The organism is Bradyrhizobium sp. 613_E4_N2_2 (assembly GCF_052075995.1).
Lineage (GTDB): Bacteria > Pseudomonadota > Alphaproteobacteria > Rhizobiales > Xanthobacteraceae > Bradyrhizobium > Bradyrhizobium barranii.
In genome coordinates this window covers 5808406-5823516 of the sequence record NZ_CP197234.1, presented here as the reverse complement: position 1 = coordinate 5823516, position 15111 = coordinate 5808406, and the positions used below count along the sequence as shown (strand labels likewise).

Sequence of the window (15111 nt, the reverse complement as noted above, 5' to 3'; positions counted from 1 at the left end):
CCTCACGCTGCTTGTTTGCACTGCGGATTACTCGCCGATCGTTGCCGTGTAATAGCTGGCGTAGGCGATGCCGTTGTAGACCTCCCCCTTGAGCTTCGGGGACTGCACGTAGATCCGCTGGACGATCTGCGTGCGCGGGATGAAATAGCCCTGCTGGAGAACGTAGGTCTGCAACTCATCGAGCAGCGGATTGCGAATGTCGAGAGAGGCCGCGCCGGCGATCTTGTCGCGCAGTTCATTGAGCTTCTTGTCGCTGTCGCCGAGGTTGAACCAGTTCTCGCCGTTGTTGGCGTCGGTGAGGATGCTGGCCACCGTGCCGGCGTCAATGAAGCTGCGCGTCACCTCGTAGGCCGGCACGGCCGGCCCGCCGAACCGGACCTTCTCGCCGAACGTCACGACGTCGTAGGCGCGAATGGTGACCTTCCAGCCGAGCTTGCCGAGTTGCTGGGCGATGAGCTCGTCGATCGACTTTGCCGTCGCAAGATAGGGGTTGGAGTGGAGCGTCAGCGACAGCTGCTTGCCGTCCTTGGCACGGACGCCGCCAGCACCCTTGATCCAGCCGGCCTCGTCGAGAAGCTTCTCCGCCTTGCCGGGGTTGTAGGCCAGGAGCTCGCTATGGTCGGTCGCACCCGGCACGTTGCTCTGGATGAAAGACGTCGCCAGCTTCCAGTCAGGCGTATAGACGGTGTCGATGATCTCCTTCCGGTTGATGCCGGCTTGAAGAGCCTGGCGCACTTTCACGTCATTGTATGGCTCCAGCTTGGTGTTGATCGCGAGGCCGTTGACGAAACCGAGATAGCGCGGGGTTGCGACCGTGAAGCCCGCTTCCTTGAGCGATTTCAGTTCCTGCGGTGAGGGGCTGTAGGCGACATCGGCCTGTCCCGACTGGACAGCGGCGACCCGCAGCGACGGCTCGGTCACGAGTTTGTAGGCGATAGAGTTGAGGTAGGCCGGACCGGTGTGGCCGACGGCTGCCGGCCCCCAATTGTAGTCCTTGCGCTTGACCAGCTTGACGAAGTCGCCCTCTTTCCAGGAAGCGACCACATACGGGCCGCTGCCGGATGTCTTGGCCAGATCAGCCTGCTGGGCTGCGGGCTGCGCGATCGTTTTCGGGGAGATGAGGATCGAGCCGTGATAGCCGAGCGTCGGGATAAACCCGAGCGTCGGCGCCTTGAAGACAACCTTCACTGTGGTGGCATCGACCGCCTCAGCATGGTCGTAAGTCTTCGGGAAGAGGCCAATCGGATTGATCCCCTCGTTCCGCCGGCCTGCGTGCCAGATGTCGAGATTGGCGACCACGGCTGACGCGTCGAGCGGTGTTCCGTCGGAGAAGGTCACACCCTTCTTGAGGTGCAGGGTGAACTGTGTGGCCTCGCCGTTCTGCTCCCAGCTTTCGGCGATCCAGGGGCTAACCTTGCCGTCAGCATCGACATAGACGAGCTTGTCGGCTACGTGGCCCCAGATGTGGCCCTGGAAGCTGGAGATCGCGCTGTTGTTCGGAATCCAGGTGCTGCCGAGCGAGTCGATGAGGAAGGTGATGTCGCCGCCGTTCGGTGGAGCGCCAGCACTTTGAGCCGGAGAGAGACCTGCCATTGCCGTCACGGCGACGGCTGTTACCACGGAGGTCGCGACCAACAGCCGACGTCGGGTGAGCAAGAGCGAAAAGAAGCGCGCAGACATGGATAGCCCCTGGCGATTGGTGGCGTTGGTCGGAGCACCCATTCATAGAGATGTTTGGGCACGATCGACATTTCTGCGTAGGAGAGGCGAAACGAACGGACCTGGCCATTCCAAATTTCGCTGGAGATGGACAACAAATGCCTCGGGATCAGGACGATGTGAGTGACGGTTATCTTGTTGCCAGCGCGAACGCACTCGACCGAGGTCGTCTTGCGGCCAAATACCCGTCGATTGCCGCTCTTGGTCGTATGCCAATTCGAGTCCGGCGTCGAAACGATCTTCTCGAGCTCGTCAACTCTCGTGGTGTGTCGCCGGCTTGAAAGGACATTCCGCAAGACCCCGCGCGGAGTAGAGTGGCATTGATGCCGGCGCGCGAAGAATGAATTTTTCTACCATCGAAATGCGCGCTGCAGTCTGTGGAAGGTTCCGGTAAAGTTCGGAGGATCGAAAAACAGCGCACCTTTCCCGAGCGCAGTTGTGGTGTTCGAGCCGTCGAACGACAACGAGCCAGTCACTCGCCGCGCGGTCGGTGTGTGAGCTTGTATTCCGGTGCAGGCAGACCAAGTGGTGTGTAGAGGTAACTCACCATCAGCGATGGGACGCCTCTGCTGGCAATCTCCACCAGCGGGCCGTACCCAGGGTTTTCGCTCAGATCCTTGGTGACGTGAGCGAGTCCTTTGTTCGTCACGTGAAATACAGCGAGCAAGGCGTTTTCCGCTTCATCGCTCGGCCCTGGGTACAGGCGCAGCACCTTATCTGGCGTGACTTTCTCCAGCGACCCTTCTGATGTGCTGAAGTGCTCAATTCCAACGTCGGTGGGGCGACGTGGTCGGCTGATGTTACCGAGCCGCCCGTTGTCGTTGCATAGCCCAAGAAACTCCAGCAGCGCACGACAGTGCATTATTCCGGCTTCGATTGCTGGGTTGATGAAGGCGAGCAGGTTTCCTTCGACTACCAGCTTATCGCCTGCATAGGAGATTCATCGGCGCTACGCCATACGTAGCGTAGAGCTTTAGCGCGAGATTGAGCGTGGCAACTGCCTGCATCCGATGCGGAAGCAGATCATTCAGCAGGCGATCACGATCCATCGTCGATTTTCCTGTTTACTTTCCGATTCAAATATTCACGCCGAGATGGATATTGTCGCGCTCAAGTAGTGTGAGTTTGTTGTACGACCCAGAGAGAATCACGGCACTTCCGGCCGACGGACTGGCATTACGACCGCGAAAAAGAAAGCAAAACGCGGCCAATCGCTTAGATGTGCGGTACAACATTTGCGCATGCGGCACCTCATGTTGTACCGCTGGCGGCCAACTATCTCCGCCGCAAATAAAAGCGTTGCGGATCAGGGCCTTGCGACTTCAGGAATACATTCATTGGCTGAGATAAGCGCTTGTAATTACTGGAATTTTTCCGTGGCGCCCATGATGGACCGGAGCGAGAATTAAAGTCCTTCAATAGGTTAGATAGTGGCGTGTGCACGACGTGTGCACCGGGGGATCAAGAAAAATCCCATCAAAGCCAGTGTGAGCAGGCGTCCAAAGGTGGATCGAAGCGCTCAGCAGGCGCTACGATACGAATGTCTGAGATCGGGTACATGTGGCGTAGCGGCGGGCGATTGCAGTAGTGCGCAGATAGTAGCGCCAAATCTCACCACGCACTCCAATCCAACCAGAAACGAGAGGATTTGCGGCGCCGTCGTCTAAGGATGCCTCGGTTCGCGATCTGTCAATTCGTCGCGTGGAATTGGCTCGTCTTTTGTTGGCTCTTATTCCACGGCAATCGGCGGCACTGGCAGCGCCGTGATCGACTTGATCTTCTCCATCGCGAAGCGCGAGGTGACGTTCTTGAGCGGGACGGCGTGGATCAGCTTCTTGTAGAACACGTCGTAGCTCGGCATGTCCGGAATGACGACGCGCAGCATGTAGTCGACGTCGCCGGCCATCCGGTAAAATTCCATCACCTCTGGCATTGCGCTGACTGCTGAGGCGAAACGCTTCAGCCAGACGTCGGAGTGATCCGCGCTCTCCACCGAGACGAACACCGAAAGGCCGAGGCCGATCTTGTTCTGGTCCACCAGCGCAACGCGCTTGAGGATGACACCGTCGGCTTCGAGCCGCTGAATGCGCTTCCAGCAGGGCGTGGACGACAGGCCGACCCGGTCGCCGATTTCGGCCACCGAGAGCGAAGCATCCTCCTGAAGCACCGTCAGGATCTTGCGGTCGATGGCGTCGAGGCGGCGTCCAGTCTCGGCGAGCTGCAACGCAGCGTCGGTCATGTCATAAACCTCAGTGTGATGAAAAGTTGGACGCGTTGCCGGGCGTCAGCCGTGGGGCCCAAACAGGAAGATCTCGTAGAGATCGTCCTGCGTGTTGTCCGAGCCGCCTGTCCGTGGCCGCAGCGAGCGCCGGAACCATCCACGTGCCTGTTCGATCAAACGAGCGAAGCCTGAATGCAGCGAGATGACGTAGCTCATGTTCACTCCGGACGACGGTGTAGGACGAGAACCCGGAAAAGCTATCACGGCGGGGGTGGAATTGAACATTGCTACACACTCGTCGGAATCAGTTTGGTTGAATCATGCTGGCGTCGTCGCGAGCGCGGCTGGAAAATTCCACGATGCTCGGCTGAGATGGATGATTTTGATATCCATCGCCGCGCCGAAAGCATGGAAGGCATAGTCTTGCCGCTAGTCGGCCGTCAGTAGCGCAAGCACTTCAGCCTGCCGGAGCCGCGGCAGGGAACCGAGGTTCGATGGCCTGCGACAGGACTCCGATGCGGGATAGAGCATGGGCATACCCATGCCCCCCGACACGAGATACGGCAAAGCGTGGTTTGCTCGTCTGTTCAAATGAGCTCCTGTCATGATGCCCAGTGCGAACAGGAAGATGATCAGCAAGACCAGCGGGAGGACGAAAGCCTCCTGGAAACGAAGCTTACTGGTCATCGCTCGCGCGTCGATCGCGCGCTCGGCGGTGGAACGGCGGCTGGCCCATTCAAGCGTGAAATCGAACATGCGATTCCCTCACTTCATGTAATCGGGCAAAGTGAACCCGTCATAGAACCGGTCGGCCCGGATTGCCGTCTTGAACGTCGGCGACTTGTAACCGGCGACGATGTCCTGGGCCCATTCGGCATTGGCGTTAGCCTTCTTCACCGCGAGCACGTTGATGTAGGGCGTGGTCATCTTCTCCAGCGCAAAGGCATTGGTCAGCTTCAGCCCGCTGAAGATCGCGAAATTGCCCTGTACGGCGGCGAAATCGACGTCGTCGAGCGCCCGTGGCGCCTGTGCGGCCTCGAGCGGCACGATCTTGATGCCGCCGGGATTTTTGATGACATCGAGCTCGGTGACGTCGACCGACTTGCTATCACGGATCTCGATCAGGCCGAGGTCACGCAGCACCCACAGCGCGCGCTGCAGATTGACCGGATCGTTCGGCACGGCGACGCTCGAGCCCGGCTTGATCGGCGTGCCCAGCGGATGCTTCTTCGAATAGAGGCCCATCGGCGGGGTGGGGACGTGGACGATGCCGACGAGATCGGTCGTCTGCCGCTCGTTGTAGGAATCGAGAAAGATCGTGTGTTGCATCACATTGGCGTCGATCTCGGATTTGAATACCGCATTGTTGGCTTCAAGGCCGGTCGAGAACTCGACATAGCGGATCTTGTAGCCCTTCTTCTTCAGCTCGGGCTCGACGCCGATCTTGAACTCGTCGATATACGGTCCCGGCACGAAGCCGACCCGGAGCTCCGGCTTCGCGGGCTGCTGTGCCAAGGCGTCTTCGGCGGCGAAAGGGGAAAGAGCCAAAAGGCCGGAGAGGAGAAACAACGCTGTCTTCATGTCTTCTTACTGGTCTCGAGTTGGGATGTCAGTGCGGAAGCGGTGTCAGGCGATCGCCTTGACCGCGTTGGAGTAGATGCTGGCGGGACGCGCCAGGCCGTAATGCTCGCGCAGGGTCGTTCCGGTGTAGTCCTCGCGGAACAGGCCGCGCTTGCGCAGGATCGGGACGACCTGCTCGGCGAAGACGTCGAAGCCGCCGGGCAGCCAGGGTGGCATCACGTTGAATCCGTCCGCCGCACCGCCCTCGAACCAGCTCTGGATGTTGTCGGCGATCTTTTCCGGCGTGCCCGCAATGACCCAATGGCCGCGCGCGCCGGCGAGGCGCTGCACCAGCTGGCGGATGGTCGGCTTCTCGCGGTCGACGATGTCGACCACCAGCTTGAAGCGGCTTGCAACGCCGCGCGCGCTCGCGGTGTCGATGAGATGGCGCGGGACGGGGCCGTCGAGATCATAGCCGGAGAGATCGACGCCGATCATTTGGCGCAGCTGGGTCAGGGAATATTCCGGTTGGATCAGCGCGTTGAATTCGTCCTGGAGGCGATCCGCCTCCTTTTGCGTGCTGCCGATGAAGGGACTGATACCGGGCAGGATTCTGATCTCGTCAGGACTACGGTCGAAGGAGCGGGCCTGGCGCTTGATGTCCGCATAGAAAGCCTGAGCCGAGTCCAGGGTCTGGTGCGCGGTGAAGATTGCCTCCGCGAAACGGGCGGCGAAGGCACGACCGTCGTCGGAGGCGCCGGCCTGCACATAGACCGGCCGGCCTTGCGGCACGCGCGAAATGTTGAGCGGGCCGCGCACGCGAAAGTGTTTGCCGACATGGTCGAGCGTGTGGATCTTGCTGGTATCGGCAAAAATGCCCGAGATGGGGTCGTTGACGAGCGCGTCATCCTCCCAGCTGTCCCAGAGCCGCGAGATCACGTCGAGATATTCGCGGGCGCGCTCGTAGCGTTCGTGATGCGGGGGGTGTTCGGGCAGGCCAAAGTTCTGCGCTGCTTGTGGCGCACTGGTCGTCACGATATTCCAGCCGGCGCGGCCCTGGCTCAGATGGTCGAGCGAGGCGAACAGGCGCGCGAGGTTGTAAGGCTCGGTATAGGTCGTCGATGCCGTTGCGATCAGGCCGATGCGCTTGGTCACCGCGGCGATAGCCGCGAGCCATGTGATCGGCTCGAAGCGAAAGCGCTGGGCGTAACGGACATTGTCCGCCAGCGCCGGTCCGTCGGCAAAGAAGATGGCGTCGAACTTGCTGGCTTCGGCGCGCTGCGCAAGCTCTTGATAGTGGGTGATGTCGAGAATGCGATCTGGTTCAGATCCCTTGTAGCGCCACGCGGCTTCGTGATGGCCGCCGGGATAGATGAAGAGGTTGAGAACAAGCTGCCGTTGATTGCCCATGGTTCGAATGTCCAGATGCGAGAAGAGGCGGAGCGGCTACGAGACGGAAGTGACGGTGCGTGACCTCGGCTTTCGCGCGAAGGCGAAACGCAGATATCGCTCCAGGCGAAGGCCCTCCGGAGTGCGCTTCGCCTCGACGAGCGCGGCAAAGGCAGCGTCAATCGCTGCCCGTTCTTCCGAGGAGAAGCTGCCAAGGAAGTTGCCGAATGCGCTGGCTTCGGACCATCCGAGCACCGAGTCCACGTCGTCGTGGAGATCGATGAGCGAGCGCAGATCGCTTCGGTAATCGACGAAGCCCGCCTCGGCAAACAGAGCCTTTAGCTCGTCCTCAGTCGATCCGAGCACGCGATGCGACTCGCTGCTTCTCTCGCCGAAGCCGGCCTGTTCGATCGCCTGGCGGAGCAGGGTTCGCGACTCGTGAGGTTTGGTCGGATCCTGAACGTTCAGCCCGATCCGGCCGCCCGGCCTGAGGACGCGTTCGATCTCGCGCAGCGCCTGCCGCTTGTCCGCGATCCAGTGGAAGACGCTGTTGAGGTAGACGGCGTCGAATTCCGCGGGTCCAAAGCGCGAAAGGTCCTCGGCACGGCCGACATCGAAGGTCAGCGTCCCCGAGGCGCGCAGACGCGCGATGGCGACCCGGTTCTCCAGGGGATCGATGCCGATCACGCGCCCGGTCGGGCCGACAAGTCCCGCGACGAATTCGCTCAGGCGGCCGGTGCCGGCACCGATATCGAGCACGCGATCCCCTGACTTCAAAGCCAGCGGTCCAATGAGAAATTTGCCATGGTGAAACTGGAGGATGCCGGCTTGCTCGTAGGTCCGTGCAAGCTCGAGCGTGTCCTGTTCGAGGCTGATGACGCCGTGGGTCGACATCGTGCTGTCCAAAATCTCCAACAGCCGTCGAGATGGCTTGATCGGGACGAACTCTATGTTGCCAGGCTAAGAAAAGTCGATGAAATGGATTTGCGTTGTTCGGTGCGACGCGAGCATGAATCTAGCGGCGGGAACGAATTATGTAGATGATGTCACGAACCGATCGCTTCAACTGAAAGCCGACGTGCGAGCGAATGTCCCGTCGCCCTTCCTGGCTTGCTCCGCGCTGTCGGCGCAAATCTTTCAACACGCTGTGCCCTCGCGGTGGGTTCGTTGTTCGGGCCGCCAAACAAAACCGATTCCATTTCATTGACTGAGTGTCGTTGGCTTCTACGATTTGGTCGCATCTGATGCAGACAAATCCGGGTGCAACATGTTTCAGTCTGATGTCGACGAGGCGGCTCGCGAGACCTTGCGTCTGATTGGTCCAGATCCGCAGAACTGGGTTCCGGATCGTCATGGGGGCGACCACAACGTCGCCATCATCGGGGGCGGGCAATCCGGAAGCGCTTTCGCCTTTGCATTGCGCCGTGCCGGCATCGGCAGGGTCACGGTGATCGATGCATCACATGACGCGGCGTCGTCCGGTCCATGGCTGAGCAGCGCGCGCATGCACAAGCTGCGCACGCCGAAGGGGCTGCCCGGACCGGAGCTTGGTCTGCCGGGGCTGAGTTTTCAGGCTTGGTATGAAGCCCGCCATGGCGCGGTCGCATATGAAGCGATCGATCGTATTGCTCGCGTGGATTGGGCCGCCTACCTCGACTGGTATCGCAACACGCTCGGCATCGAGGTGCGCTATCGTACCAAGCTTGTTCGTATCGAACCGGCGCAGGACCACCTGCGGCTTCATCTCGATATAGCGGGCGAAGCGAAGACGGAAACGGCCCGCAAGATCATCCTTGCCAGCGGTTTCCCAAGCAACGGCGGTCCGTCCGTCCCCGACGTGCTCTCCCGCAATCTGTCAAAGGAGCTTTACGCGCATACGTTGGAGGCGATCGATTTCGCCAAGCTGCGAAACAAGTCGGTTGCGGTGCTGGGCAGTGCGGCCTCTGCGTTCGATGCCGCGGCAGTTGCGCTCGAAGCAGGGGCGAGGGAGGTGCATCTCTTTGCGCGACGCGGCAGGGTGGCCTCGGAGCCTGTGATCAGGACGCGTGGATATCCGGGCGCATACGACAATTACGGGGTGCTCCCGGACGCGGTGCGCTGGCATCAGGCCATTCGCTTCCGTCGCGCGGGATCGACGCCGCCGCCCGATGCAATCGCGCGTGCGGTCAAGTTTCCCAACTTCCACCTTCATCTGGCAGCGTCGTGGACGTCAGCCAAGCCGTTCGGACGGCGGCTGCTCGCGACCACGACGGAGGGCGACATCGCATTCGATTTCGTCATCGCCGGTACGGGCTACCAGGTCGATCTAGCGAAGCGGCCTGAGCTCGTCGCCTTTTCCGACGAGATCCTGCTATGGCGCGACCGCTATTCTCCGGCCGCGGACGAGCAGGACGAGGCCCTGGGCGCACACCCTTATCTCGGTGCGGGCCATGAATTCCTGGAGAAGGAGCCCGGCCGCGCGCCTTACTTGCGGAACATCCACGTGTTCAACCCCGCGGCATTCGTCAGCTTCGGCCTGCCGATTGGGGACGTGCCGAGCTTCAAGCGCGATATTCCGGGCGTCGTGGCGCGGATCAGCAGGGATCTGTTCCTTGACGACCTTCCGGCGCACGAGGCGCGGATCAACGGGCCGATCGCCGACGACTTCGAGCCGGCCCTTTACGCGTCGGCCGTCTGGCGGTCGCCGAATATCGTCGCGGCAGAATAGAGCAGAGTGCAAGTAGCAACTGGACACGCCATGATCGTGGATGCGTCTGTTTCTTAACGGCCTCGAACTTTGGAAGCTATTTCCGAAGTCCTTGAGTTAGCATCCTGTGACTGAACAAGGGGCTGCATCGATGCAGCCCCTGGGGAAGATCCCGCCAGACGCGATTGTTGCCAGAGCAGACGGCGGTCTCGCAAGAGGATCGATCGCAACATCACTGCCTTTCACTCCGCCATCGCAGCAGCGATCGGCGAACGGCGGAGCCTTGTCCAAATGGATCGCGGTCTCGGGGAAGATGACATGACAGACGGAATCACCATCGACAACGTCATTCCGCGTTCGGATATCGTCAAGCGATCGGCCCGTATCGGCGCCGAAATCAGGAACATCAAGCTTTCGGGCGATCTTCCGGATCGCACGATTGCGGCGATCAACCAGGTGCTGCTCGAGCACAAAGTCATCTTCTTCCGTGACCAGAATCATCTCGACGATGCCGAGCAGGAGCGTTTTGCCCATCGGCTCGGCAAGCTGGTGCCACATCCCACGGTCGGCGCCACCACGGGAACGGCCTCGATCCTCGAACTTGACTCCGCGCGCGGAGGCGGGCGCGCCGACCAGTGGCACACCGACGTCACATTCGTCGACGCTTATCCGAAGATCTCAGTCTTGCGCGGCGTCGTGATCCCCGAGTTCGGCGGCGACACGATCTGGTCGAACACGGCGGCGTCCTATCTGGATCTGCCGGCTCCGCTGCGCAAGCTCGCGGACGAGCTGTGGGCGGTGCACAGCAATGCCTACGACTACGCAGTCAAGACCCGTGCGAGCGAGGCTGACCGGAAGCAATTCGAGGAGGTCTTCACGGCGACCGTCTACGAGACCGAGCATCCCGTCGTTCGCGTCCATCCCGAAACCGGGGAACGGACGCTGGTGCTCGGCAATTTCGTCCAGCGCTTTGTCGGCCTTTCGAATTACGACAGCCAGAAACTGTTCGACCTGTTCCAGTCGCACATCACCGCACCCGAGAACACCGTGCGCTGGAGCTGGCGGCAAGGTGACGTGGTGATCTGGGACAATCGCGCGACCCAGCACTACGCGGTCAACGATTATGGCGACCAGCACCGCGTGGTCCGGCGTGCCACCATCGATGGCGAGGTGCCGGTCAGCATCGACGGCCGCAGCAGCGTGACCCGCGTCAAGGCGGCGAAGCCCCAGGCGAAGGCCGCCTGAACCGAGCAATGGAGTGAACACAATGAAGATCGCTATCTCTGCGTTGCGTCGTCTGGTTGCCGGCCTGCGGGCAAGAGGGCGGCAACTAGGTCTGGCCGGCCTCGGCCTGACGGCTCTCGCCAGCAGTGCCATGGCCGAGGCGCAGCTCGAAAAGACCGAGATTCGTTACCAGGGCTGGGCCGGGCAGGTGACGTTCATCGAACTGGCCGACGATCTCGGCTATCTCGCGCCGCTCAAGCTCAAATGGGTCGGCAACACCATCAGCGGTCCGCAGGACATCCAGACCGTCGTCACCGGCGACATCGATATCGGCGGCGCGTTCTATGGCGCGATCATCAAGCTGATCGCAGCCAGGGCGCCGATCAAGGCTGTTGTCGGCTATTACGGCTCGGACGACAACACCTACAACGGCTACTACGTGAAGGAGGACAGTCCGATCAAGTCCGCGCGCGACCTGATCGGCAAGAAGGTCGCGGTGAACACGCTGGGGGCGCATCTCGAATTCGTGCTGCGCGAGTATCTGGCCCGCAATGGCCTGACGCCGGCGGAGGCGAAGCAAGTGGCGCTGGTTGCGATCCCGCCGGTCACCGGTGAGCAGGCTCTGCGGCAGGGGCAGGTCGAGGTCAGCACGCTGAACGGCGTGCTGCGCGACAAGGCGCTGGAGCGCGGCGGCATCCGCAGGCTGTTCGCGGACTCTGACATCTTCGGAAACTTCACTGGCGGCTCCTATGTCTTGCGAGACAAGTTCATCAAGGACAATCCCAACGCGTCCCGCAAGCTGATCGAGGGCGTGTCCCGTGCCATCGCCTGGGCGCAGACAACGCCGCCCGAGGAGGTCCGCGCCCGCTTCGAACGCATCATTGCCGATCGCAAGCGCAACGAGGACGCAACACCCATCAAATACTGGAAGAGCACGGGTGTCGCGACCAGGGGCGGGGTGATCGGCGATGCTGAGCTCCAGGTGTGGATCGACTGGCTGGTCAAGGACGGTCTGTTGAAGCAGGACCAGCTCAAGCCATCGGACATCTATACCAACGAGTTCAACCATTTCCGCCCCGGCAAGACCGCGGAGGCCAAATGACCATGGCCAAGATCCGCTTCGAGCACGTCCGCAAGGAGTTCCTGGTCCGCGGCAAGGATGGCGGGCCGGCGCAGAGCTTCACCGCGCTCGATGATATCACGCTGGATGTTCGTGCCGGCGAATTCCTGGCGCTGGTCGGGCCGAGCGGCTGCGGCAAGTCGACCTTGCTGGATCTGCTCGGCGGACTGACGGCGCCGAGCAGCGGACGCATCCTGCTCGATGGCAAGGTCATCGAGGGCCCGGCGCGCGACCGCGGCATTGTGTTCCAGCAGTACGCGCTGTTCCCCTGGCGTACAGCCGCGCAGAACGTCGAGTTCGGGCTCGATATTGCGGGTCTCAAAGCCAGGGAGCGGCGCGAGCGGGCTCTGCATTATCTCGATTTAGTCGGACTGTCCGGCTTTGCCGATCGCTATCCGCACGAACTCTCCGGCGGTATGAAGCAGCGCGTCGCGATCGCGCGAAGCCTTGCCTACGATCCGGAGGTGCTGCTGATGGACGAGCCCTTTGCCGCGCTCGACGCACAGACGCGTGAGACGCTGCAAGGCGAGCTGCTGCGGATCTGGCGCAGGACCGGGAAAACCATCCTGTTCATCACGCACGGCATCGACGAGGCCGTCGTGCTCGGCCAGCGCGTGGCCGTGATGACCTCGCGCCCCGGCCGGATCAAGCAGATTGTCGATATTCCCGCCGAGCTGCACAGCGAGACCGAGGACGTCCGCTCGCTGCCCCAGTTCGGGCAGGTCAGGCACGAGGTGTGGTCCTTGCTGCGCGACGAAGTGTTGAAGGCGCGGGGCTCCCAGGTGCCCGCGCCGGACGGCGAGCGTGCAGGAAAGAAGGAGTTGGCCCATGTCTAATCTGGAGATCCTGACGCTGCTGGAACTCGCCGAGGGGAGTCCGAAGGATCGGGCCAGACCACGCGCCGGCGCGGTTGCCGCCGCGACGGGCAGCCTGGTGCGATGGTTCGGCATCATCGGGCAACGATCCCTGCTGCTGCTGGTGTTCCTGGCTGTCTGGGAGACGACGCCGCGCCTCGGGTTGATCGACGTGACGTTCCTGCCGCCGTTCTCCGAGGTGATCGCCGCGGGCTGGCAGCTCGCGCAGAGCGGTGAACTCTATGACGACGTCGGTGCAAGCCTGCTGCGAGCCCTGAGCGGCTTCCTGATCGCCATTGTCCTGTTCGTGCCGTTGGGTGTGCTGACGGGATGGTACGCCCGGCTGGGCGACTTCCTGAACCAGATCATCGAGATCGCCCGTAACACGGCGCCGCTGGCTCTGCTGCCGGTGTTTATCCTGCTCCTCGGGATCGGAGAGCTCTCGAAGGTCACCATGGTGGTTTATAGCTGCGCCTGGCCGCTGCTGCTCAATACGATCGCGGCCGTACGCCAGGTCGATCCGCTGCTGGTCAAGTCAGCGCGGACGATGGGCGCGACACCGAGCCAGTTGTTCCGGAAGGTGATCCTGCCGGCATCATTGCCGACAATCTTCGTCGGCATCCGTCTAGCGAGCGCATCCGCGATGCTGGTCCTGGTGGCGTCAGAAATGGTCGGCGCGAAATCGGGGCTCGGCTATCTCATCATCAACAGCCAATACAGCTTCCTGATCCCCCAGATGTATTTTGGCATCCTGGGCATTACCGTGATCGGCCTCGTCTTCAACGCGATCCTCGAGACGCTGGAGCGCCGCCTGATGCGCTGGAAGGCGCCGGCCGCCTAACCCTGCTTGTTGCGGGCGGTGGCCTGCGTCACGATGCTGTTCGGCGGCACGTCCTGGGTGACCCAGACGTTGCCGCCGATCGTCGCGCCCCGGCCGATCGTGATCCGACCGAAGATGGTTGCGCCGGCATAAATCACGACGTCGTCCTCGACGATCGGATGCCGTGCATCGCCCTTGATCAAATGGCCATCGTCGTCGGTTGGAAAATGGCGCGCGCCGAGCGTCACGGCCTGATAGATCCGGACATTGTCGCCGATGATTGCGGTCTCCCCGATGACCACACCGGTCCCGTGATCAATGAAGAAGCCGGATCCGATGCTGGCGCCGGGGTGAATGTCGATCCCGGTTCTCGTATGAGCGATCTCCGCGACAAGTCGGGCGATCAAGCGCGCATTGAGCCCATCAAGGATATGTGCCAGCCGGTGATGGATGATCGCCGTCATGCCCGGATATCCGATCAGGATCTCCGGAAAGTTCCTGGCTGCGGGATCGCCGACGAAGGCGGCTCTCAGATCGGAGATCAGGAGTCCACGCACCACCGGCAGGCGCTCGCCGAACTGCCGCGTCAGCTCGACCGCGTCCTCACGCCGGTAGCCCGGGATCAGCTCGTCGCCGACGAATCGTGCGCCGCGGTGGATCTGGTCGCAAAGGCCGTCGAGGGCGATGCTCAGGCGATTGCCGACGAAATAGTCGATATTCTCGCCGTCGAGGTCGAACTGACCGTAATGCCTCGGAAACAGCGCCTCGGTGAGGCCATCCAGAATGGCCTGAAGCGCCTCGCGCGAGGGAGCGCGTCGCGCCTCTCCGTCGCGCCTTATGCTGTGTGTTTCTTCGCGCGAGAGGCGAAGCTCGGCGACAATCCTGTCAAGCTGCCAGCGCCCGCCGCTGGGCGATTCCGGCGGGTTATCTGACATGGGCCAACGGAATGCTGATCTCGGCGAGGAGGTCGAGGTCGAAGTCATGGGTGATCCTGATGTACTGGCCGTTCCAGTACACCAGGCCCGACAGTTCGCGGGACAGCTCGAAGCTCAACAGGCTGCCGATGATGATGCCATGCGAGTGCCGTTCGATGATTTCCTCGACCTTGCATTCGATGGTTGCGAGAGTGTCGCCAAGCAGCGGCACGCCGGCCGCCCCCGCGGACCATCTGATCCCGTCGAAGCGCTCGTGGCCCTTCAAGCTTCCGTCGCTGAAGCGCCCGGCGAGGGCCTGCTGATCCGATCCCAGAATGTTGACGCCGAATACGCCGTAGCGCGCGATTCGAGCAAAGGACGAGGCCTGCCGGTTGACGCTGACTAGTAGCCGGGGCGGACTGGCGCTGAGCGATGTCAGGGACGTCACCGTCATGCCGGTGATGTCCTCGTCGCGGCCGGCCGTGATGATGGTGACGCCGCCGGCCAGGCGCCGCATCACGGCTCGAAACTGATGCTCGACCTCGTCATCGCCGCTGACCAGATGAATGTCGGACTTTCCCATCTGTCGCTCCTCGCATCGGAC

At 61.8% G+C, this 15111-nt stretch carries 15 protein-coding genes; 5 read left to right on the top strand and 10 right to left on the bottom strand.

The annotated features are described in order from the left end of the window. Positions 1–27: 27 nt before the first annotated feature. From AB7290_RS28095 to AB7290_RS28060, 8 genes are all read right to left on the bottom strand, one after another. The gene (locus AB7290_RS28095) at positions 28–1680 is read right to left on the bottom strand and encodes an ABC transporter substrate-binding protein (RefSeq protein WP_085404215.1); all 1653 of its coding nucleotides are present in this window, start codon (positions 1678–1680) and stop codon (positions 28–30) included. 511 nt (positions 1681–2191) lie between these two features. Next, positions 2192–2581, bottom strand: a complete 390-nt coding sequence (locus AB7290_RS28090) for a hypothetical protein (RefSeq protein ID WP_085404172.1) — start codon at positions 2579–2581, stop codon at positions 2192–2194. 867 nt (positions 2582–3448) lie between these two features. Next, positions 3449–3958 (bottom strand): Lrp/AsnC family transcriptional regulator, encoded by a 510-nt coding sequence (locus AB7290_RS28085; protein ID WP_063984182.1) that lies wholly within the window; start codon positions 3956–3958, stop codon positions 3449–3451. Between the two features lie 45 nt (positions 3959–4003). Then, positions 4004–4156: a hypothetical protein gene (locus tag AB7290_RS28080; RefSeq protein ID WP_155795282.1), complete on the bottom strand. Its 153-nt coding sequence runs from the start codon at positions 4154–4156 to the stop codon at positions 4004–4006. Between the two features lie 213 nt (positions 4157–4369). Beyond that, positions 4370–4696 (bottom strand): hypothetical protein, encoded by a 327-nt coding sequence (locus AB7290_RS28075; protein WP_085404171.1) that lies wholly within the window; start codon positions 4694–4696, stop codon positions 4370–4372. Positions 4697–4705: 9 nt separating this feature from the next. Next, positions 4706–5521, bottom strand: a complete 816-nt coding sequence (locus tag AB7290_RS28070) for a MetQ/NlpA family ABC transporter substrate-binding protein (RefSeq protein WP_085404170.1) — start codon at positions 5519–5521, stop codon at positions 4706–4708. Positions 5522–5566: 45 nt separating this feature from the next. Next, positions 5567–6910 (bottom strand): LLM class flavin-dependent oxidoreductase, encoded by a 1344-nt coding sequence (locus tag AB7290_RS28065; RefSeq protein WP_085404169.1) that lies wholly within the window; start codon positions 6908–6910, stop codon positions 5567–5569. Between the two features lie 36 nt (positions 6911–6946). Beyond that, complete coding sequence (locus AB7290_RS28060; RefSeq protein WP_085404168.1) at positions 6947–7783, bottom strand: class I SAM-dependent methyltransferase; 837 nt, start codon at positions 7781–7783, stop codon at positions 6947–6949. Positions 7784–8156: 373 nt separating this feature from the next. On the opposite strand from AB7290_RS28060, the gene AB7290_RS28055 reads away from it, so the two are divergent. The 5 genes from AB7290_RS28055 (at position 8157) to AB7290_RS28035 (ending at position 13614) form a co-directional block, all read left to right on the top strand. Next, positions 8157–9596, top strand: a complete 1440-nt coding sequence (locus tag AB7290_RS28055) for an FAD-dependent oxidoreductase (protein ID WP_085404167.1) — start codon at positions 8157–8159, stop codon at positions 9594–9596. 297 nt (positions 9597–9893) lie between these two features. Then, positions 9894–10820 (top strand): TauD/TfdA dioxygenase family protein, encoded by a 927-nt coding sequence (locus AB7290_RS28050; RefSeq protein ID WP_085404214.1) that lies wholly within the window; start codon positions 9894–9896, stop codon positions 10818–10820. A 22-nt stretch (positions 10821–10842) separates the two neighbouring features. Further along, complete coding sequence (locus AB7290_RS28045; RefSeq protein ID WP_193560908.1) at positions 10843–11901, top strand: ABC transporter substrate-binding protein; 1059 nt, start codon at positions 10843–10845, stop codon at positions 11899–11901. Further along, on the top strand, positions 11898–12755 hold the full coding sequence (locus AB7290_RS28040) for an ABC transporter ATP-binding protein (RefSeq protein ID WP_085404166.1): 858 nt from the start codon (positions 11898–11900) through the stop codon (positions 12753–12755). Before AB7290_RS28045 ends, AB7290_RS28040 begins: the two co-directional genes overlap by 4 nt. After that, entirely contained in the window at positions 12748–13614 is an 867-nt protein-coding gene (locus AB7290_RS28035; protein ID WP_085404165.1) for an ABC transporter permease, read from the top strand. The genes AB7290_RS28040 and AB7290_RS28035 overlap by 8 nt, the downstream gene beginning before the upstream one ends. Here AB7290_RS28035 and epsC read toward each other — a convergent pair. Together epsC and AB7290_RS28025 are read right to left on the bottom strand one after the other, a co-directional pair. Then, positions 13611–14528: a serine O-acetyltransferase EpsC gene (gene epsC, locus AB7290_RS28030; RefSeq protein WP_085404164.1), complete on the bottom strand. Its 918-nt coding sequence runs from the start codon at positions 14526–14528 to the stop codon at positions 13611–13613. The two genes, AB7290_RS28035 and epsC, sit on opposite strands and share 4 nt — an antisense overlap. Further along, the gene (locus tag AB7290_RS28025; protein WP_085404163.1) at positions 14518–15090 is read right to left on the bottom strand and encodes a flavin reductase family protein; all 573 of its coding nucleotides are present in this window, start codon (positions 15088–15090) and stop codon (positions 14518–14520) included. Before AB7290_RS28025 ends, epsC begins: the two co-directional genes overlap by 11 nt. Between the last annotated feature and the right edge of the window lie 21 nt (positions 15091–15111).

Coding starts and splice junctions, on each gene's coding strand:
- AB7290_RS28045 (WP_193560908.1), top strand. CDS start 10,843: ATGAAGATCGCTATCTCTGCGTTGCGTCGTCTGGTTGCCGGCCTGCGG.
- AB7290_RS28085 (WP_063984182.1), bottom strand. CDS start 3,958: ATGACCGACGCTGCGTTGCAGCTCGCCGAGACTGGACGCCGCCTCGAC.
- epsC (WP_085404164.1), bottom strand. CDS start 14,528: ATGTCAGATAACCCGCCGGAATCGCCCAGCGGCGGGCGCTGGCAGCTT.
- AB7290_RS28060 (WP_085404168.1), bottom strand. CDS start 7,783: ATGTCGACCCACGGCGTCATCAGCCTCGAACAGGACACGCTCGAGCTT.
- AB7290_RS28070 (WP_085404170.1), bottom strand. CDS start 5,521: ATGAAGACAGCGTTGTTTCTCCTCTCCGGCCTTTTGGCTCTTTCCCCT.
- AB7290_RS28095 (WP_085404215.1), bottom strand. CDS start 1,680: ATGTCTGCGCGCTTCTTTTCGCTCTTGCTCACCCGACGTCGGCTGTTG.
- AB7290_RS28080 (WP_155795282.1), bottom strand. CDS start 4,156: ATGAGCTACGTCATCTCGCTGCATTCAGGCTTCGCTCGTTTGATCGAA.
- AB7290_RS28065 (WP_085404169.1), bottom strand. CDS start 6,910: ATGGGCAATCAACGGCAGCTTGTTCTCAACCTCTTCATCTATCCCGGC.
- AB7290_RS28025 (WP_085404163.1), bottom strand. CDS start 15,090: ATGGGAAAGTCCGACATTCATCTGGTCAGCGGCGATGACGAGGTCGAG.
- AB7290_RS28075 (WP_085404171.1), bottom strand. CDS start 4,696: ATGTTCGATTTCACGCTTGAATGGGCCAGCCGCCGTTCCACCGCCGAG.
- AB7290_RS28055 (WP_085404167.1), top strand. CDS start 8,157: ATGTTTCAGTCTGATGTCGACGAGGCGGCTCGCGAGACCTTGCGTCTG.
- AB7290_RS28040 (WP_085404166.1), top strand. CDS start 11,898: ATGACCATGGCCAAGATCCGCTTCGAGCACGTCCGCAAGGAGTTCCTG.
- AB7290_RS28035 (WP_085404165.1), top strand. CDS start 12,748: ATGTCTAATCTGGAGATCCTGACGCTGCTGGAACTCGCCGAGGGGAGT.
- AB7290_RS28090 (WP_085404172.1), bottom strand. CDS start 2,581: ATGCACTGTCGTGCGCTGCTGGAGTTTCTTGGGCTATGCAACGACAAC.
- AB7290_RS28050 (WP_085404214.1), top strand. CDS start 9,894: ATGACAGACGGAATCACCATCGACAACGTCATTCCGCGTTCGGATATC.